The sequence below is a fragment of the Bacteroidales bacterium MB20-C3-3 genome, assembly GCA_035609245.1.
Classification (GTDB): Bacteria; Bacteroidota; Bacteroidia; order Bacteroidales; family UBA932; genus Bact-08.
The window spans coordinates 138,101-157,929 of sequence record CP141202.1 but is presented as its reverse complement, the minus strand read 5'-3'; the positions used below and the strand labels follow the sequence as shown (position 1 = coordinate 157,929).

Here is a 19,829-nt window from a genome sequence, read left to right as displayed (position 1 = left end):
TATGATGAGAAAAGCTGTTTTTCCGGGATCTTTTGACCCCTTCACAAAAGGACATCTTGATGTCCTTCAGTCATCTCTCAGAGTATTTGACAAAGTTGTTGTTGCTGTTGGATACAACATTAATAAAAGCGGACTCTTTACAATTGAAGAGAGAATAGAAATAATAAAAGAGTCGGTTAAAAATCTTAATAATGTTGAGGTAGAATCTTACACAGGACTAACTATAAACTTTTGCAACTCCTGTGGAGCAGATTTTATTGTAAGGGGAATCAGATCAACCACTGACTTTGATTTTGAACAGGTTATTGCACAAGCTAACTACAAATTATCTCCAAATATTCAGACCGTTTTTATCCCATCCTCTGCCGAGTGCTCATTTATTACCTCTACTGTTGTAAGAGACCTTCTCTTAAATGGCGGAGATGCCCGGATATTCCTGGCTCCCGGAGTGGATCTAACCGGCAGATTAAGGAGAGAAGAGAAGAATGAACATTAAAGCAACCCTCTTATTTTTACTTCTTACAATATCACTTGGTCTTTTTTCACAAACCAGGCAGATTAGTGGTGCCGATTCCTTAAGACAAAAGGTTGACAGCCATATATCAAGCTTTCTGTCCACTATTCCGATTCATCCCGATTCTCTCAGTGCCGCATCAGACAGGCTGATAGCTGCTGGCGAAAGCAATAATCTTTCCTCATATATAGCCGGAAGACTATTTATGATTTTCAAAGATTCCGGGATAATGGGTCTTGAGAGTGTATCGGTATATATAGCACAGAAATATTTTCTTAGCGACACTCTTACCCCTCCTGATGGTTTAAATAAATCCGAGATTTTACTATTCGTTGAATTCAACAAGCATTCACTGATAGGGATGGATGCCCCTGATCTTGTTATGACAACCCCCTCAGGTATTCACAAATCCTTAAAAGAGAGTCTCGGTTCCAAATATACAGTATTGCTGTTTTTTGATGATCAGTGCACAATTTGCAAAACAGAGCTTCCGGAGCTGCTAAAGATTTCAAAATTCGCAGATTATGAGGGTTTATCTGTTTTTGCAGTTTTTACACATCCCGATACATCCAGACTTAGAAATTTTATAGCAGGATTGCCTGTTAATGACATAATAAACTGGACATTTGTATCAGATCCGGCTTACTCTACAGATTTTCCCAGGCTTTATAATGTTGTTAAAACACCTCAGATTTTTCTTATAGACAACTCCGGGAAAATAAGAGGCAGAAATCTCAGTTCATCTTCATTAGATGAGCTTCTTTCTAAGTTGTATGAAAATGATAAGGAATTCAGTGAACAGGCATCCAGATTTGCCGCTGCATATATTGAAGCAATAGACTTTGAAGATTCAGTATCTGTGAAAACTTCAATCTCATCACTATTTTCAAATTTATCTTCAGCGAGTGACAAAGAGCTTTACCGTAGTGTATTTTCATATATTTATGAGGAGCTCCTCTACTCTCAGAGTGAGAAACGGAGAGAGGCCTCTGTTATTGTTGCTGAGGATTTCATAATTCCCTATCCTGATTTCTGGATTAATAAAGAGTATCCGGCAATATGGGTACCATCAATGGTAAAACGGACTAAAATGAACCAGGTTGGCTCCCTCTTTCCTGAACATACAATGTTAAATACATCAGGAAAGAGAATAACACTTGGCAAAAAATGCTCAAAATTTACACTCATTTATTTCACAGACCAACACTGCGCCACATGTAAAACATATACAGAAATATTAAAGCGAGAGTATAAAAACCTCAGAAAAAAAGGGGTAAAAATTATTGCAGTTAATACAATGGGGACACCTGCCTCCTCCAACCAATACAAAATTTTGGAAAACATAAAATGGCATGTACTCTCTCCTTTAGAAAACGACAACGGCTCAATCTTTCAGCTGTATGAAACAGAGAGTGTCCCCTACACTCTTCTTCTGGACAGAAAAGGACGGATAGTGGCAAAGAATTTTGATTTTGCAACCCTAAAAAATATAATCAAATGATTACCGGTAAATATCAGGAGTTTTATAATCTCCTTTCTAAAGCGATACCCGCAGAGAGGCTACTCCACGACTCGCTGAGCACCCTTGCCTTTGGAACAGATGCCTCATTCTACAGACTTATTCCAAAGCTGATAGTTAAAGTATATAATGAAGAAGAGGTAACAGCCACAATAAAAATTGCCTCAGAAATGAATATCCCGTTAACATTCCGGGCTGCGGGAACCTCTTTGTCCGGACAGGCTATAACTGACTCTGTGCTGGTTGTTGCCACCCACGGATGGAGAGATTGGTCAGTACTTGATTCTGGTACCAAAATCAGGCTTCAGAGTGGTATTCGCGGTCAACAGGCTAATAACAGACTTGTAAAATACGGAAGAAAAATTGGTCCCGATCCGGCATCAATAGATGCTGCGATGATAGGAGGAATAGCTGCAAACAATGCATCTGGAATGTGCTGCGGGACAGCAGAAAACTCATATAAAACTATTGCAGACATTAGAATAGTTCTTCACGATGGAACAATACTCGATACCTCTGATAAATCAAGTTGTGACAGTTTCAGAAAAACACACAAAGAGCTTCTCGGTGGAATTGAGAAGCTATCGGCCAGAGTAAAAGCAGATAAAGAGCTAAGCGACCGGATTATAAAGAAATTCAAAATAAAAAACACAACAGGATATAGTCTTAATGCACTTACAGACTATTCTGATGGCATTGATATTATTAAGCACCTCATGATAGGATCTGAGGGGACACTTGGATTTATCTCAGATATCACATATAACACTGTTGTTGACCATAAATACAAAGCTCTTGCTTTAATTATTTATCCGGATATTGAGAGTGCTTGTAAAGCAGTACAGATTCTTAAAAAACAACCGGTTAATGCAGCAGAGATAATGGACAGGGCTGCAGTAAGGTCTGTTCAGTCAACTAAAGGGGTACCGGATTATATTAAGACTATTTCAGAAAAGGCTGCTGCCCTCCTTGTTGAGACCAGAGCAGAAAATGAAGAGCTTCTTAAACAGAATGTATCAATAATCACCGATAGCATCTCCTCAATAATCACAGAGCTTCCCCTTACTTTTACAACAGATCCAAAGCTTCAGGCGTCACTCTGGAAGATAAGAAAAGAGACTCTTCCTACAGTAGCCGCTATGAGAGAGAGTGGCACAACCCCAATTATTGAAGATATTTGTTTTCCAATTGAAAGACTTGCCGAAGGTACACTTCAGCTTCAATCTCTCTTTGAAAAATATAATTATCCTGAAGCTGTAATTTTTGGCCACTCTCTGGAGGGAAATCTTCATTTTATGTTTAATCCTGATTTTTCAAAACAAGAGGATATAGACAAATATGGAGCCTTTATGGACGATATTGCAAAGATGGTTGTTAACGACTATGACGGCTCCCTCAAGGCTGAGCACGGAACAGGCAGAAATATGGCACCGTATGTTGAGATGGAGTGGGGATCAACGGCTTACTCCATTATGAAGGAGATAAAACAAATTTTTGACCCTAAAGGTATTCTCAACCCCGGTGTTATACTTAATGATGATTCTGAGATTCACCTTAAAAATTTCAAGCCTCTTCCGGAATCAAAAGAGATTGTTGACAAATGTATGGAGTGCGGATTTTGTGAAGGTGGCTGTGTATCTGAAGGATTTACCCTGTCACCGAGACAGAGAATCACAGTATACAGAGAGATATCCAGACTTGAGAAGAGTGGAGAACAGCCACATATTGCCGCAGAACTCTCTAAACTGTACAGCTATGCCGGGCTGGACACCTGTGCAACAGATGGGCTGTGTGCTCTGAAATGCCCTGTAAAAATTGACACAGGAAAACTTGTCAAAGAACTAAGACACGAAGGGCACTCTCAGAGGGCAGAAAAGATTGCAAAATCAATTGCTGCAAGTATGGGTGGAGTCACTTCTGGAATGAGAATAGGGCTTAGCTCTCTTTACTATCTGAGGCTTATTACAGGAAAAAAACTCTTTGGAGCCGTAGCAACCGGTATGCACAAAGCCACCGGCGGTTTAGTCCCGCTCTGGAATGAATACTTTCCAAAGGGTGCAACAAAAATCAAACCGACTCATCCTAATGTATCTTCAGATATTCAGAAAGTTGTCTATTTTCCATCTTGTATAACAAGAAGTATGGGGGTATCAAAGGAGTATGCAGATGCAATGGAAGTTACTAAAGTAACTGATATGCTGATAAAAAGAGCAGGCATGGAGGTGATTTATCCAAATGATCTTGATTCTTTATGCTGCGGTATGGCCTTCTCTTCCAAAGGCTTTGTTGAAGCAGGTAAACTAGCCTCTGACAAACTTGAAGAGGCACTTAGAATAGCCTCTGAAAATGGTAAACACCCTGTTCTGTGCGACATGAGCCCTTGTCTTTACACAATGAAGAGTAACTTTGGAGAGAGAATTAAGCTATATGAACCAGCTGAATTCGCAACTCAATTCCTCGTGGATAAATTGAAAATCCGTAAACTCAACCGGAAGATCTCTCTTTTTGCTGTCTGCAGTGCTAAGAAGATGGAGGTTGAAGAACATCTGAAGAAGCTGGCAGAACTTTGTGCAGAGGAGGTTGTTGTTATAGACAGCAATTGTTGTGGATTTGCAGGGGACAGAGGTTTTTTGCTTCCTGAACTTAACAAGCACGGATTGAGGAATATAAAGGAGCAGAGCGCAGGTTGCTCAGAAGGATACGCTACATCAAGAACCTGCGAAATAGGACTCTCAAAACATAGCGGTATATCATACAAATCAATTTTTTACCTTCTTGAGGAGGCAACCAGAGAATAAGATGTACAAAAGTTTAAAAGATTTTATTGAATTTCTGGAATCAAAGGGAGAGCTCATTCGTATTAAAGAGTTTACAGACCCTTTATTAGAGATCACCGAAATAACAGACAGAGTAAGTAAACAGCCCGGAGGAGGCAAAGCACTCCTTTTTGAAAATACAGGAACAGCATATCCTGTTCTGACCAATATGCTGGGCTCAAAAAACAGAATTCTCTATGCATTAGGAGCAACCTCGTTTGATGAGATATCGGAATCTATGAGGGATTTGATAAAAGAGGTCACCAGGCAGAGAGGGACTATTCAGGAGAAGCTTAAAGCAATCCCTCTTTTAGGCCGGGCTGCCTCCTGGATGCCAAAGGCTCATAAAGGTGTTGCCCCCTGTCAGGAGGTAATATTACATCAGCCCGATATTGGCAGACTGCCTGTACTGAAGTGCTGGCCTCAGGATGGCGGACCCTTTGTTACTCTCCCGCTGGTTCACACAAAAGACTCTGTAACCGGAGCCAGAAATGTCGGGATGTACAGGATGCAGGTATTCAGTGAGAACACAACCGGCATGCACTGGCACAGACATAAAACAGGGGCCAGACAATTTTCAAGATGCAAAGAGGGAAAGTTTCCGGTTGCTGTTGCACTGGGAGGAGATCCTGTCTACACATACGCTGCTACTGCTCCTCTGCCTGAGGGTATTGACGAATATATGCTTGCAGGATTTCTCCGTAACAAACCGGTCTCATTGACAGATTGTCTGACACAGCCTCTGCAGGTTCCTGCCGATTGTGATTTTGTTATAGAGGGATACATAGATACAAAAGAGGCACCGGTAGTCGAGGGACCATTTGGAGATCACACCGGATTTTACTCTCTTGAAGATCTTTATCCAAAAATGCATATTACCTGCATCTCGCATAAAAAAGATGCAATATATCCGGCAACAATAGTTGGAATTCCACCTCAGGAGGACAAATATATTGCAATGGCAACAGAGAGTATATTCCTGACACCTATACAGTTTACTATGGTACCTGAATTAAAGGATCTTTACCTCCCGGAAGAGGGAATTGGTCATAATCTGGCAATAGTAAAAATTGAAAAGAGTTACCCGGGACAGGGGATTAAAGTTGGACACGCACTATGGGGTGCCGGTCAGATGATGTTTTGCAAAACGATCATAATCACTGACGAAGATATTGACATCAGAGACATTCATCAAGTAGAAGAGGTAATAATCAGAAACTATCATCCGGAAAGAGATACTCATTTTAGCCGGGGACCTATGGATGTTCTTGACCACACATCACCGGTTTGCGGATATGGCGGAAAAATTCTTATTGATGCTACAAAAAAACTACCTGAGGAGGGAGGCGCTCACACTCCACTGTCTAACAAAGCAATCCATTTTACACACTCAGGAAAAGATTTAAAGGGAATCATCAATATTATACTTGATAGATGGGAAGATACAGATGACTCTTACTCCGGTTTATGGTTATGGGGAAGCAACTGGGATCCGGTAAGAGACACTGATTTTTCAGACGGGCGTCTTGTTGCAGATAGCAGACGAAAATATAAAGGGAAAAATGGGTTCAAAAGAGAGTGGCCTGAGAAAGCCCTCTCCTCTCCTGAGACAATTGAGATTGTTGACAAAAAATGGGAGAAACTGGGTATAGGCCCCTTTATCGCCTCACCCTCGCTGAAATATTTGTCAGGACAAAAATTGCAAGAGCAATAAAAATCAGCATAGAGTAGTATGCAGCCCTTCCAATATAATCACCATATTTAACGAATATGGTGATTTTTTCATTTAGAGAGAGAGTTCCCTTAAGCCACCCCCTGCTCCACCATTTTGTCTGTGAGACAATATCTCCTTTCTGATTAATTAATGCACTTACACCGGTGTTACCACACCTTGCAATTGACCGTCTTGTCTCTATTGCCCTTAGTTTATCAAACCATAAATGCTGCTTATATCCGGGAGAGTTAAGCCACCAGCCGTCATTTGTAATAATAGACATAACATTGGCTCCTTTAAGTATAAACTCTCTGTAAAAGTTACCATATACAGATTCGTAACAGATTGCTGTTCCTATTCTTATCCCGCTGTCAGAAGAATGAAAAACACTCCTCTCCTTCTGTACACCATAACTGCCAAAGTACCCACCAAGCTCAATCACAAACATTCTTAAGCCATCCATATATTTCTGAAAAGGCATATACTCAACAAGTGGTACTAATTTTGATTTGTAATAAAACTGATAACGACCTGAACTATCAAGTAAAATTGCAGAGTTATGGGAGTCGTACCAGCCTGTACCAATTTTTCGCGAAGAGGATAATGGTTTAATATCAGGGGAGTAACCCTCTTTTGGGTAGAGATAGTGAGTAGAGGCACCTATTATAATTTTTGCCTCTCCCAGCCCTTTTGCTGCATTTGCAAATCTGGTGAAGGAGTCACTTTCGTAAGGATTGTTTTCAATTATGCCTGCAGTAAATGTCTCTGGACCAATAACAAAGTCTAACGATTTGTCATAGCCCTCATTAAGCAGGTTAATAAGAATTTCATCCTGTTCTCTCTGTGTCATACCCCCAAATTTATCGTTGTATGGATCAATATTTGGCTGGATAATCAGAAAAGATGCATTCTCACTACTCTCTTCATATGTAATATACAAAGCATGTGATATATATACCGGGACAATCAGCAAGAGTACAAGTGTTATGTTTCTGGCTCTCATTTGAGGTGCTGCACAGTTACCTCTGGAAATAATTGTATCATAGGCTAAAACAGAGAAGAGCAACGCCCACAGAGAGCCTCCTGCTACACCGGTAAATTCGTACCACTGAACAACTCTGTGCAGAGAAGCAAATCCATTACCCAGTGCAAGCCAGAGTAAGTTAATCTCCCCGTCTGCCATTATATGCTCCCAGGATAGCCAGGCAGTTATGAAAAAGGCATACCCTACGACCCTTCCCTGTCTACTTTTAAACCACCCGTATAATTTTGTAATCACTGTTAAGGCAAAAGAGTACATCAACATAGAAGCTATTGCACCTTTAAAATTTGCATAAGCAACCCAGTATGTTGTAGCTGCTGTCCAGATAAAAAACACCACAAAAATAATCAGCCAGCTGAAGGGAATTTTATTGTTCTCAATATAATTTTCGAGCATTAGCAGAGGAGTAAGGGCAAATAGTATCAAAATCCCAGCTCCCTTTACAAGAAATGGAAGCGACAGAAGTGTAACCGCTGCCAGAATAAGCCTGATAACGCTTTTTGTTTTTTTATTAACACTAAAATGCATAATTTCGCCGATCAAATATTGTAACAATTATTACACATGAGTACCATTTCAAAAAGAGCAGCTCTTATTATCTTGCTCTTCTCAGCTCTAAACCTTTATGGTCAAGTATCGGACAAAGATACTACAATTAAGAATTATCAACTTGAAGGTGTGACAATAATCACAGCTCCCAAAGAGACTTACTTTCTAAACCGGCTTCCTGCATCAACCAGTATAATTGGTGGAGCAGAGGTTGAATCGGGAGGAAAAAACTCAATTAAAGGACTCTCCTCTTCCGTGCCTAATCTTTTTATCCCGGATTACGGATCAAAAATAACATCAGCTATATATATAAGGGGAATTGGCTCCAGATTCTCTCCATCACCATCTATCGGACTATATGAAGATAATGTTCCATTTATTGATAAAAGTGCATTCGATTTTGAATTCCTTGATGTTGAAAGAGTAGAGATTTTAAGAGGACCACAGGGTACTCTTTATGGAAGAAACGCTCTTGGAGGAATTGTACATATCAGAACAAAATCACCATTTTCTGATCCCGGCACAGAAATTTCTCTAAAAGCAGGAACATTTAGCCAGTACAGGGGAAGTTTTACTACCAGAAACAGGATAAATGAGAGACTGGCATTTTCACTTGGCGGATTTCTAAACAGTGACGGAGGATTCTTTAAAAACGAATCTACCGGAAAGAGAATTGGCAATGGATACTCAGCCGGAGGCAGGTTAAGAGTTGCTTATAATATTGCAAGAAGATGGAAGATAGAGGCTGCAAATCAATTTGAATTCAGCGACCACAGCGCTTACCCATATGGTTTGTACAATAAAGGGACCGGAAAGAGTGCTGCACCGTCATTCAACGACACCTCTTCATACAAGCGTGTTCTGAACACAACTAGTCTTGTTGTTACTCATAACGCACCCGGATGGAGGATGAATCTAATATCGGCATACCAGTATCTGAAAGATACAATGAGACTTGATCAGGATTTCACACCACAATCTGTTTATACTATGAGTCAATCTCAGAAGTTTGGCAACTTTACTCAGGAGGTGGTCTTCAAATCAGAAAATGATAAAAATTATCAGTTTGTTTCCGGAATATCTGCATTCATTCAGAATAACTATACAGATGCACCTGTGCTATTTGGAGAAGATGGTGTCAAGAGATTCTTCCAGGATAATTTTGACAGGCTCTACACAACCGGAGTAATGCCATTTCATATGAAGGTTGGAAACAACACAATTCCTGTAAGTGGTGAATATGATCAGAGATCATGGGGAGCTGCAGCATTTCATCAGGTAACATTGAGGAAAGTATTTACTGAAGGGCTCTCTCTAACCCTTGGTTTAAGATACGAATATGAGAAACAGAGACTGGATTACAACAGTGCAATGAATCTCTCTTTGTCTTTTGTAAGGCCCGGGGTACCCAGACCAATTTCTATGGAAATACCGGCTGAAGTAACCGGAAACGAAAATCAGTCATTCGGTCAGTTTTTGCCAAAATTTTCTGTTCAATACAGCAAAAACAATAATCTGAAACTCTTTTACACCTCTGCAAGGGGCTACAAAGCAGGAGGATACAACATTCAAATGTTTTCTGACATAGTACAGTCAAAAATTATGGGAGGAATGCCGGGTGGTGCTCAGATCGAAGGAGATATATCTGATAAAATTTCATATAAACCTGAATATAACTGGAATCATGAGATTGGCTTTAGTGGATGGATAATTCCGGAAAAATTCAACTTTAATGCATCTCTCTTTTATATTGACAGCAGAGACCAACAGGTGGTTCAGTTTGCAGGAGCAACAGGACTTGGAAGAGTCGCAAAAAATGCTGGTAAATCATATAGTACAGGGGGAGAAATATCATCCAGTTACAAAATTTCCAAAGAGCTGGAAGCCTTCTTAAACTGGGGTTACACCTACTCAAAATTTACTCATTATACAGACAATCAGAATGACTATTCAGGAAAATTTGTTCCTTTTGTTCCGCGTAACACACTGAATGCCGGCATATTATACTCTGTAAAAATAAACAGAGGCAACTTCAGGCAATTTAATGCAGCTATCAGATATAATGGAGCCGGAAAGATATACTGGACTGAACAGAATGATGTTGCACAGAAATTTTACTCTACAGTTGATATTGAGAGTTCAGTAAAAATATCTATTTTTGAAATATCTGTCTGGATGAGAAATTTCACAGACAGTGAGTATAACACATTCTACTTTGAGACAACAGGAAAAGGTTTTGCCCAGGCTGGTGTTCCCTTTAATGTAGGAGCTGGATTAAAAATTAAATTTTAGAATAGATGCTTATTGACTTTGTTAAGGGTTTTCTCGTTGGATTGGGTGCTTCCATACCTCTTGGACCAATGGGGGTTATGTGTGTGCAAAAAACACTTAGCAAAGGAAGAAATTCAGGATTCATTACCGGTTTAGGAGCAGCAATTACTGATACAATATTCGCTGCTCTTGCCATATTGGGGCTGGCCTATATCCAAAGTTTCATTGAAGATTACGAAAGAGGTGTACTTCTCTTTGGTGGCGTAGTGGTTGGACTGATTGGTCTTAAGATTTACCTGACAAACCCTGTAAAACAGATCAGACAGAAAGCCCAGGGTAACAACAGACATATGGAAGATCTCTTCTCTGCTATATTAATGACAATTACCAACCCCGGAGCTATTTTCCTGATTCTGGGAATGTTTGCCTTTGTTGGTTTGGATGTTGACTCCCAGGCTGCTAACAGGATGATTACTGCCGCTCTTGGCGGTGTATTTGTAGGGGCAGCAACCTGGTGGTATGCACTAAGTACAGGTATTAACATATTCAGAAAGAAATTCAGACTTCGTCAGCTTCTGATGATAAACCGGATCTCAGGCATTATCATTATTGTAATTGGTCTGATCTCTTTTTTTGAAGGAGTATGGAGATTTTTGGCTCCATTTTTGAATTAGATTAATTATATGTAAGTTTGCGAACTTATTAATTGGGGATGTTTTGGTTTTGACAGCATACTCAATCGGATTGTAAGCACGTCGAGCGTCGTGAAGCCGGCTCGTAAATCCCGGAACTCAAGCCTTAACTGGCAACAACAACTATGCACTCGCTGCGTAATTAAGCCATGCTTAATCGCTTTATCGCCGCCGGCTAGGTCCGGCCGTGACGAGTATCCCGCAGAACTTTATTCCTGTTATGTTCTGTATATGGGGTATCAAACAAACAGGATGCCGGCGTTTACTCCTCTAAGGCGTCTTAAGAAACAGAGGATAAGTTTTGAGTAGCCTGCCTCCCGGCAGCTCATTACCCACAATTAAAGAGAGGATAAGCGTGTAGAAAGCTTTTGGATGGTTTGTTTGGACGGCGGTTCGAGTCCGCCCATCTCCACAAAAAATGAATGGTCAGGTCTTATAAAGGCTTGACCATTCTGCTGTGATACATTCCTGAAAGTCTCTGCTTAAAGACATCCTTTACCATCTTTATCTCTTTAAGAGAGATCTCTGCTTCCAGAAGCTGACCATCTGAAATTCTCTCCTCCACCACCCTCTCAACAAGCCCTGAGATTGACTCTTCACTGTAATCCCGCAGCGATCTTGATGCAGCTTCAACTGCATCTGCCATCATTACTACTACCTGCTCTTTGTATTTGGGCATAATCCCTTCATAAGTGAAGAGATGGGCATCAGAGGGGTCTCCGCCTGAATTAATATGCTTTTTATAAAAATATAGTGTCTTTGATTTTCCGTGATGAGAGAGAATAAAATCTTTTATAATTTGTGGTAATCTCTCCCTTTTTGCGATATCAAGACCATCCTGAACATGTTTAATAATAAGTCTGGCGCTCTCTGCCGGTTCAAGCTCTTCGTGAATATTTTTAGCTCCAGTAGGTTGGTTTTCAATAAAGAGCATAGGGTTTTCAATTTTCCCGATGTCATGATAAAGAGCACCTACCCTTGCAAGAAGAGAGTAGCCTCCTATGGCAGAGACACCACTCTCTGCAAGACTTGCGACTTGGAGAATGTGCTGAAAAGAGCCCGGAGCTTTATCAGACATCTCCCTTAGTAATTTACTGTCAGTATCCGCCAAATCTTTAAGTCGCTGGTTTGATACCAGGCCATATAGTTTTTCAAAGAGATAGATTAAGGGATAAGCTGCAACAATAAGGATTGCATTCCAGGCAAAATAAGCCGTTGTATTCCAGCTGATCTCCACCAGAGTTCCATCTTCTACCATTCTGAATGCTATATATGACAAGGAAAGTGTCATAAAAACTGCAAATGCAACAGCAAACTGCATCCACCCTTTATCCCAGTATGTATATGCAAGTATAGTAATACTGCCGGCAAAGAGGTTAAGCATAAATATTTCGGCTCCATTCTGTGCAATTGTCACAACCGGAAGTATTATTACAATATATACCGGCAATACCATCTTTGTATTGAAAAATGAGCAGAGATAAAGAGCAAAAACAGAAAAAGGAATGATAAAGAGATATGAGGGGCTTATCCCTCTTACAACAACTGTAACGAGAATTGAGAAAAGCACCAGCATTAGTACAAACAGAAGTTTTCTCTTCTCTTTTAAAATCTCTCTTTTTGTAAAGTATAAAGTAATATATAGTAACAAGAACAGCGCTAAACAGATAAGAAGTTGTCCGGATTTCAACACAAGTAAGCTTCCTGAAAAGCCCATACTAATTTCATATTCCGCTTTATATGAATCAAGAAGTTGTTCTATCTCAGCTGTAATTGTCTCCCCCTGGGCTACTATTACCTGGCCTGCATAAAGGACTCCTTTTGTTGGAGATATCTTTTGAACAGCCTCTCTTCTTGCCAACTCGGTAGCCTCTTTGTCATATATCAGATTAGGCTTAATCAGGGACTCCAGTTTGGTTAACTTATCTCTGGAGAGTGTGGCAAATTCGTTAATAAAAGCTATCGCTGATTCAATAGAGAAAATCTCTGCCGCAGGTCTCTCTTTCAGGGTAAAATTATTATCTGAGATAAGTACTCTTGAAAGAGGATTTCCCCCATCCATTCTTTCAGTTATCCCCTTGTCGTAAAGATATGCTACTCTGCTATCAAGTAAAATCAGAGAATCTGAAGAAAGGCTTGAAAAAAAAGTGAGGAGCTCCTCTCTAGTGCTAATCATGGCCTCCTGTTCTACATTATAACATGCAGGACTTTTGGAGGCAGCCATACTTCTCTCGGCCCTTAACTCCTGCTCGCTCTTTAATATGGGAAAATCAACAGGGGCTATCAGAGTTTCATAGAGCCAGGGTCTGCCCTTCTGATATTCATATTTAAATTTCCCCTCTGCCGGGAGCATCAGCATGCCGGTAAATGCTGCAAGAACAAAGAAGAGTATACTGTAATATTTTTTATACCACTCTGAAAAAATCATTTGATAGCGAATAAATAAAAAAATGTGTGACTAGTACAAATTTAGGCTAATTTTGGATAATAATTATTAATGTAAAAAAATGAAAGGTCTAAAACTTCTGATTACTCTCCTGTTAGTGGGATTTTGCACACAGATACATGCTTCAAAAAGAGAGATTATAATTAAATCTAAGCACCTTGGTTGCGATGATACTATCCTTGTTCATACGCCTACAGGTTATTCAGGAGAGAGCATCCCGGCACTATTCCTTCTTCACGGATGGAGTGGCAACTGGCGCAACTGGAATGACAAAGCAGACCTTCAAAAAATGAGTGATAAATATGGATTTATAATTATTACTCCTGATGGTTTCTATAACAGCTGGTATGTCAATAGCACTGTCTCCGGAGGAATGCAATGGAGAACATTTTTTCACGAAGAGCTTTATCCTTTGATAATGAAAGATTATTCCCTTGATCCTGAAAAGACATTTATATCCGGGTTAAGTATGGGTGGACACGGGGCTGTAAATGTTTTCCTGGATGATATTTCAAAATTCAGGGCTGCCGGAAGTATGTCCGGAGTATTGAATCTTGAGGATACCAGATTAAAAACAAGTGACATTCCCAAAGTCCTTGGGCCATACTCTGTGGAAAACGACAACTATTCAAAGCAGTCAGCTCTTAACAGACTTAATGGTTTTAAAGAACAGACTGAAAAAAATAACTTTCTAAAGGAGAGGATAATCTTGATAAGTTGCGGTAAAAGTGATGCTCTGGCAAAAAGTTCCCGCGACTTTACTGACAAATGTGATTCTTTAGACATAAAGAACATTCTTCTCTTAAGTCCCGGTAACCACACCTGGGTTCACTGGGTCTATTCACTGGACTTGCATCTTTTCCATTTTAAGAGAATTGCACAGGGTGAACACCTTGGATATTAAAAGAGATTTCTTAAATTTATACGATTAAAACAGAATATTATGTCCCAGACAGAAAACAAAATTTACCCTCAACCTGATATGTCTCTTTTAAAAGAGATGTCAGACGGAAATCATGAGTTTTTTATGGAGATTGTCAATCTTTTTATTGATAATGCCCCATCAATGTTAAAATCAATCACAGATAGTGCAAAAGCTAATGACGCACCAGCACTTAGGTTTGCAGCTCATAAAATAATGTCAGATCTATTTGTTGTTGGATTAAACTACGCAGTTCCTGTGGTTGAAAAAATTGAAAAAAGTGCAGCAAATGGTATTATCGAAACTGAGATGGTTGTGGAGGCAGAGGAGATGATCAACCAGGGCATTGCAGATTTAAAAAAACTATAGCTTATGAGGATTCTTGTTTGCGAGGACGATATAATTATTTCCAAAGCAATCGAACACAGATTAAAAAACGATGGCTACTCAATAGATGTTGCCACAGACGGGAATCAGGCTTCTGAAAAGGTATCGGCAAACGAATATGACCTTATCATGACAGATATGCTGATGCCTTTCTGCAGTGGTCTGGAATTGGTAAACAAAGTAAGAAATGACCTAAAACTTAGTACACCAATAATTGTGTTAAGCAGAATAGGGAATGAGGAGACAATTATTGAAGCCTTTCAGTTAGGTGCAGATGATTATATTTCAAAACCATTCAGCCCAAATGAATTATCAATAAGAGTAAAGAGACTTTTAATTAAAAGATAAAACACTAATCATGAAGTCTTTAAGCTGGCAAATATCTTTCTTTATATTAACATTATTCCTCTTTTCTGAGTTAAAGGCTCAAGAATACAATGCCGATAAAGAGTCAAGAATTCTGTATCTTTTTGAAAAAAGCAGAGAGCTTGCCGCAGAGAACAACTACACACTTGCGGCCAAAAATTGCAAAGAGATTCTCTCATTAGACAGTTTAAATACAGATGCAGCTATTCTGCTTGCCAGAATATACTCATGGAATGCACAATACGATTCTGCGGCAACTATCATATCAGAGATATTGGAAAAGCACCCATACAGCTATGATGCCCTTGAAGCAGCCACAGACAATGAATTTGCTGCAGGCAGATATAAATCATCCATTGAATACGCAAAAATTGCACAGAAACACTTCCCTGATAAAGAGGTTTTCAAGAGTAAAGAGATTCGTGCTGATTTAGAATTAAAGAGGGGTCAAAAATCAAACAGAATTCATCTTCAGTTCTGGAGTGATTTTATTGAGGGAAACGACCCCTGGCTATTTGGGTCCTTCACCTACACAAAAAAATTTAAAAAATCTGGCTCTCTCTCATTAAGGTACAATTACGCTAACAGATATCAAAAAAGCGGACATCAGTTTGAAGCAGATGCATATCCAATTTTAAGCAAGAGAATCTATCTTTATCTCAATGCCGGTCTTTCAAACAGCATAAACTTCCCGTTTCTGAGAGCAGCTGTTGAACCATATATAAAACTCCCTGCCGGATTTGAAGCATCAGCCGGAATAAGATATATGAGTTTCGTAAAGGAGAGTCTTCTCTCATTTAAAGAGGGTGAGGTTATTATATTAACAGGTACCATAGGAAAGTATTCTGGTAACTGGTGGTTTTCAGTAAGACCATACTTCTCTTACTCTGACAATAACTGGTCCACATCTGCCACATTAACGACAAGAAGATATCTCTCTGATCCTGACTCATTCATATCTCTTAACTTAGGTACCGGCTTCTCACCCGACCTTCAGCAATATGCATATAACCCTGATTTACAATATCTTAAATCAAACAGATTACAATTAGATTATCAACAAAAATTTGCAAACTGGTACATTTTTAATTTGGGTGCAGGCTATGCCAGAGAAGAGTTTCAGAATAATATTGCAAAAAACAGATTCACACTAATTGCTGGTCTCACATTTATACTATGATGCCGGAATTTATACCTGCAGAATTGGTTGACTATGTCAAAACCTCTCCATTACTGGTGAGGAGCGTTATATTACTTAGCATACTATTTATATTCAGTTCCATATTCCTTGCGTTAGTTGTTACAATTAACCGTCTCTCCAAAATAGTAAAAATCAGAAAAGAGAATCTGTTCAGTGAATACTGTGTCGATTTCATAACTGAATGGGCATATAATCTTTATATTGGGGAATCAATCCCGGTTATTATGTCAAAACATCTGAGAAGCAGAGTAAAACGGGACTTTTTCACTAAAGAGTTACTGCTTCTTCACTCCGGGTTATCCGGAGACAGCGCATTAAGGCTGGAGGTACTATTTAAAATGGCAGGCCTTGAAAAATACTCAATTAAAAAAGCAAAATCCTTAAGATGGGATATAAAGGTTAAAGGGTTTTCTGAAATTCTTCAAATGAAAATTGAGGATGGGGAAGAGATTATTAAAAAACATCTGCGTTCAAAAAACAAATATCTTATTTCACACTCACAAATCGCCTGGATCTACTTACACCCGGGAAATCCTGAAATTTTTCTTGATTTGCCAAATGTTACATTATCTGATTGGTGGCAAGTTAATGCGATTGATGTATTTAAAGCTACCAGGGTCATCCCTCAGTTTGGTAACTGGATTGAGCATAGCAATCCAAATGTGATAAAATTCTCAGTAAGAATGTGCGGATTGTTCAAACAATATGAGAGTCTTGATAAAATAATCTTTTGTTTGAAATCTAATGACTCCGGTATTAAAAAAGAGGCAGTAAAAGCTTTAAAGATGCTGGCACTACCTGAGGCACTTCAAAAGCTTACTGCAATTTATGAAGAAGAGAGTAATGAGATAAAAAGAGAGATTATTAAAGCAATGATCTCAATCTCCGATTCGTCGTCTCTGCATTTCTATGAGTCTCAGCTGCTCTATGAGGAGGATTCTATCCTGAGGATATTAATCGCCAAGGCAATAATTAAGCAAGGAGATACAGGAGAGAAGGCATTAGATCAGATAGCCCTCTCTGCAGATCCTGAATTACTTTCAATTATCTCACACGCAAAAGACACCAGAATATAACATGGAGATCATCAACATAATTAACGACTTTTTTGTAAATGGTGTCTTCATTTATGTTATGGCCATTTTTTCATCCTACACCATATTGTCAGTGATGTCAGGTTTTGAACTGATTAAATACAAAAGAAAAAACAGCTTTGCAGATTACTCAAAAATTATCTCTTCTCCAATATCTCCCTCTGTATCGATTTTGGCACCTTCATACAACGAAGGCAATACTATTATAGAGAATATCCGCTCTCTGCTATCGCTCCATTACGGAGATTTTGAAGTAATAATAATCAACGACGGCAGTAAAGATAACACTATGGAGAAGGTAATTGCCCATTACAGCCTTGTTAAAGTAGATTTTCATGTTGTATATAACATTAAAACAAAACCCGTAAGAGGAGTCTATAAATCAACTAATAAGGCATTCTCAAAACTAACGGTTGTAGATAAGGAGAATGGGGGCAAGGCCGATTCACTTAACGCAGGAATAAACATAAGTTCAAAGCATCTTATAGCCTGTATAGATGTTGATTGTATCCTTGAAGAGGACTCAATCCTCAAAATGGTTAAACCATTTATGGAGGATTACAAAGAGAGGGTTATAGCAGTTGGTGGAGTTATAAGGGTTGCAAACTCCTGCAAGGTGAAAGATGGGAAAATTGTTGAGGTAAACCTGCCTGAAAATTTGATAGCAAGAGTTCAGGTTCTTGAGTACAGCAGGGCCTTTTTGATGGGACGGCTGGCGTGGAGCAGAATAAATGGATTGATGCTGATTTCAGGCGCTTTTGGCCTTTTTGACAGAGAGATAGTCTTAAAGGCAGGGGGTTATGACCACGGAACAGTTGGAGAAGATATGGAGCTGGTAATTAGAATGAGAAGGTATATGTTTGAGCAGAAAGAGATAGCAAGAGTTGTATATATTCCTGATCCTCTCTGCTGGACAGAGGTTCCTGAGCCGGTAAAGATACTCTCAAGGCAAAGAAACAGATGGACCAGAGGGACTATAGAGACACTAAAAAAACACAGAAAACTCATTTTTGACTATAAATATGGTAACCTTGGAATGTTAGGATTACCATACTGGATTATTTTTGAATGGCTTACACCAATAGTTGAGGCTGCAGGTATAATCTATATGATTATTCAAATTGCGATAGGCCAGCTGGATATAAATATATTTCTAATCCTTTTTGGTTTTACATATCTTTTTTCAATACTTTTTTCTGTCTGGGCCGTTGTATTTGAGGAGTTCTCTTACCCTAAATACAAAAAAAGCTCAGATTTAATAAAACTTATTGCAATCTCGCTTATTGAACCATTTTTCAATCACCCCATGAATGTCTGGTTTTCACTTAAAGGAAACTATCATTACATGACAGGAGTACGCTCCTGGGGTAAGATGGAGCGAAAGGGTTTTGCAAAAAAGTAAATTATTAAAAACCTTAGAGTCAGATTATCTGTATTCGTTTTTTATTGCACTAAGCCTCTCCATATCCGATTTGGATATTTCAAAATGGTCTACTTTGGAGTTCTCAATAATTCTCTCTCTTGTTACAGTTTTAGGAAGAGGAAGTGTTCCCCTCTCAAGTGTAAATCTTATAAGCAACTGAGCGACTGATACTCCGTATGAAGCTGCAATTTGATTTAACAGAGGATCTTTTAATGCTCTTCCTGTAGCTAAAGGAGAGTAGGCCTCCACAAGAATATTCTTCTCGTTACAATAATCTACGATCTCATCCTGTGTCCTTCCGGCATAAAATGCAATCTGATTTGCCATTGGGGATATATCAGAACTCTCCTCAATTGCTTTAATATCTTTTACTGAGAAATTTGAAACACCAATTGCCCTTACTCTTCCCTCCTTGTAAATTCTCACAAATGCTCTCCATGACTCAATATTCTCCTTTGTATAATCCTTTCCCATTTCACTCCATGGCCATGGTGCGTGAATCAGATAGAGGTCAAGAGTCTCCAGACCCAGATTTTTCATAGTCTTGTCAAATGAAAAGAGAGCATTATCATAGCCCTTAATCTCAGCCGGAAGTTTGGATGTTACAAATATATCCCCCCTGTCAAGAGCAGATTCTCTGATAGCATTGCCAACACCCGCTTCGTTGTTGTATGCTAGTGCAGTATCAATATGTCTGTAACCGGCAGATAAGGCATCGGCAACAGCTCTCTCTGCAACATCCTGAGGAATCTGCCATGTTCCAAATCCTATTTTAGGAATTTTGATTCCGTTATTGAGAGTATATGATTCATTAAGTATAGACATATAGTTAAATTTTAATTTTTATTAACTATAACAATTCAGAGGTCGTCT

General features: G+C 39.2%; 15 protein-coding genes and 1 other RNA gene. 13 read left to right on the top strand and 3 right to left on the bottom strand.

Annotated features, from left to right (window positions below; translation table 11 throughout):
• The first annotated feature begins 1 nt into the window (after window position 1).
• The 4 genes from coaD to U5907_00720 are packed head-to-tail and all read left to right on the top strand — an operon-like array spanning window position 2 to window position 6,563.
• Window positions 2-496, top strand: coding sequence for a pantetheine-phosphate adenylyltransferase (coaD, locus tag U5907_00735; protein ID WRQ33187.1), 495 nt, complete (start codon window positions 2-4; stop codon window positions 494-496).
• Window positions 486-2,015, top strand: coding sequence for a redoxin domain-containing protein (locus U5907_00730; protein ID WRQ33186.1), 1,530 nt, complete (start codon window positions 486-488; stop codon window positions 2,013-2,015). The genes coaD and U5907_00730 overlap by 11 nt, the downstream gene beginning before the upstream one ends.
• Window positions 2,012-4,831, top strand: a complete 2,820-nt coding sequence (locus U5907_00725) for an FAD-binding and (Fe-S)-binding domain-containing protein (protein WRQ33185.1) — start codon at window positions 2,012-2,014, stop codon at window positions 4,829-4,831. The genes U5907_00730 and U5907_00725 overlap by 4 nt, the downstream gene beginning before the upstream one ends.
• A gap of 1 nt (window position 4,832) precedes the next feature.
• Entirely contained in the window at window positions 4,833-6,563 is a 1,731-nt protein-coding gene (locus tag U5907_00720; GenBank protein WRQ33184.1) for a menaquinone biosynthesis decarboxylase, read from the top strand.
• Here U5907_00720 and lnt read toward each other — a convergent pair.
• Window positions 6,508-8,133 carry an apolipoprotein N-acyltransferase gene (lnt, locus tag U5907_00715; protein WRQ33183.1) on the bottom strand — a complete coding sequence of 542 codons (1,626 nt, stop codon included), beginning with the start codon at window positions 8,131-8,133 and terminating at the stop codon, window positions 6,508-6,510. The two genes, U5907_00720 and lnt, sit on opposite strands and share 56 nt — an antisense overlap.
• Before the next feature lie 36 nt (window positions 8,134-8,169).
• On the opposite strand from lnt, the gene U5907_00710 reads away from it, so the two are divergent.
• The 3 genes from U5907_00710 (at window position 8,170) to ssrA (ending at window position 11,532) form a co-directional block, all read left to right on the top strand.
• A complete protein-coding gene (locus U5907_00710; protein ID WRQ33182.1) occupies window positions 8,170-10,446 on the top strand; it encodes a TonB-dependent receptor in 2,277 nt (758 codons plus the stop codon).
• Between the two features lie 5 nt (window positions 10,447-10,451).
• On the top strand, window positions 10,452-11,099 hold the full coding sequence (locus U5907_00705; protein ID WRQ33181.1) for a LysE family transporter: 648 nt from the start codon (window positions 10,452-10,454) through the stop codon (window positions 11,097-11,099).
• Between the two features lie 34 nt (window positions 11,100-11,133).
• Window positions 11,134-11,532, top strand: a transfer-messenger RNA (tmRNA) gene (gene ssrA, locus U5907_00700).
• 18 nt (window positions 11,533-11,550) lie between these two features.
• On the opposite strand, the gene U5907_00695 is transcribed toward ssrA, so the two are convergent.
• Complete coding sequence (locus U5907_00695; protein WRQ33180.1) at window positions 11,551-13,545, bottom strand: HDIG domain-containing metalloprotein; 1,995 nt, start codon at window positions 13,543-13,545, stop codon at window positions 11,551-11,553.
• A gap of 79 nt (window positions 13,546-13,624) precedes the next feature.
• Between U5907_00695 and U5907_00690 the strand changes: the two genes are divergently transcribed.
• From U5907_00690 to U5907_00665, 6 genes are read left to right on the top strand one after another with little or no spacing between them, the layout of a single operon-like run.
• Window positions 13,625-14,467: an alpha/beta hydrolase family protein gene (locus U5907_00690; protein ID WRQ33179.1), complete on the top strand. Its 843-nt coding sequence runs from the start codon at window positions 13,625-13,627 to the stop codon at window positions 14,465-14,467.
• A gap of 39 nt (window positions 14,468-14,506) precedes the next feature.
• Window positions 14,507-14,854 (top strand): Hpt domain-containing protein, encoded by a 348-nt coding sequence (locus tag U5907_00685; protein ID WRQ33178.1) that lies wholly within the window; start codon window positions 14,507-14,509, stop codon window positions 14,852-14,854.
• Window positions 14,855-14,857: 3 nt separating this feature from the next.
• Entirely contained in the window at window positions 14,858-15,220 is a 363-nt protein-coding gene (locus U5907_00680) for a response regulator transcription factor (protein ID WRQ33177.1), read from the top strand.
• Between the two features lie 10 nt (window positions 15,221-15,230).
• Window positions 15,231-16,418, top strand: a complete 1,188-nt coding sequence (locus U5907_00675; GenBank protein ID WRQ33176.1) for a YaiO family outer membrane beta-barrel protein — start codon at window positions 15,231-15,233, stop codon at window positions 16,416-16,418.
• A complete protein-coding gene (locus U5907_00670) occupies window positions 16,415-17,515 on the top strand; it encodes a HEAT repeat domain-containing protein (GenBank protein WRQ33175.1) in 1,101 nt (366 codons plus the stop codon). Before U5907_00675 ends, U5907_00670 begins: the two co-directional genes overlap by 4 nt.
• Before the next feature lies 1 nt (window position 17,516).
• Window positions 17,517-18,935, top strand: a complete 1,419-nt coding sequence (locus U5907_00665; protein WRQ33174.1) for a glycosyltransferase — start codon at window positions 17,517-17,519, stop codon at window positions 18,933-18,935.
• A gap of 24 nt (window positions 18,936-18,959) precedes the next feature.
• Here U5907_00665 and U5907_00660 read toward each other — a convergent pair whose 3' ends face one another.
• Window positions 18,960-19,781, bottom strand: a complete 822-nt coding sequence (locus U5907_00660) for an aldo/keto reductase (protein WRQ33173.1) — start codon at window positions 19,779-19,781, stop codon at window positions 18,960-18,962.
• Between the last annotated feature and the right edge of the window lie 48 nt (window positions 19,782-19,829).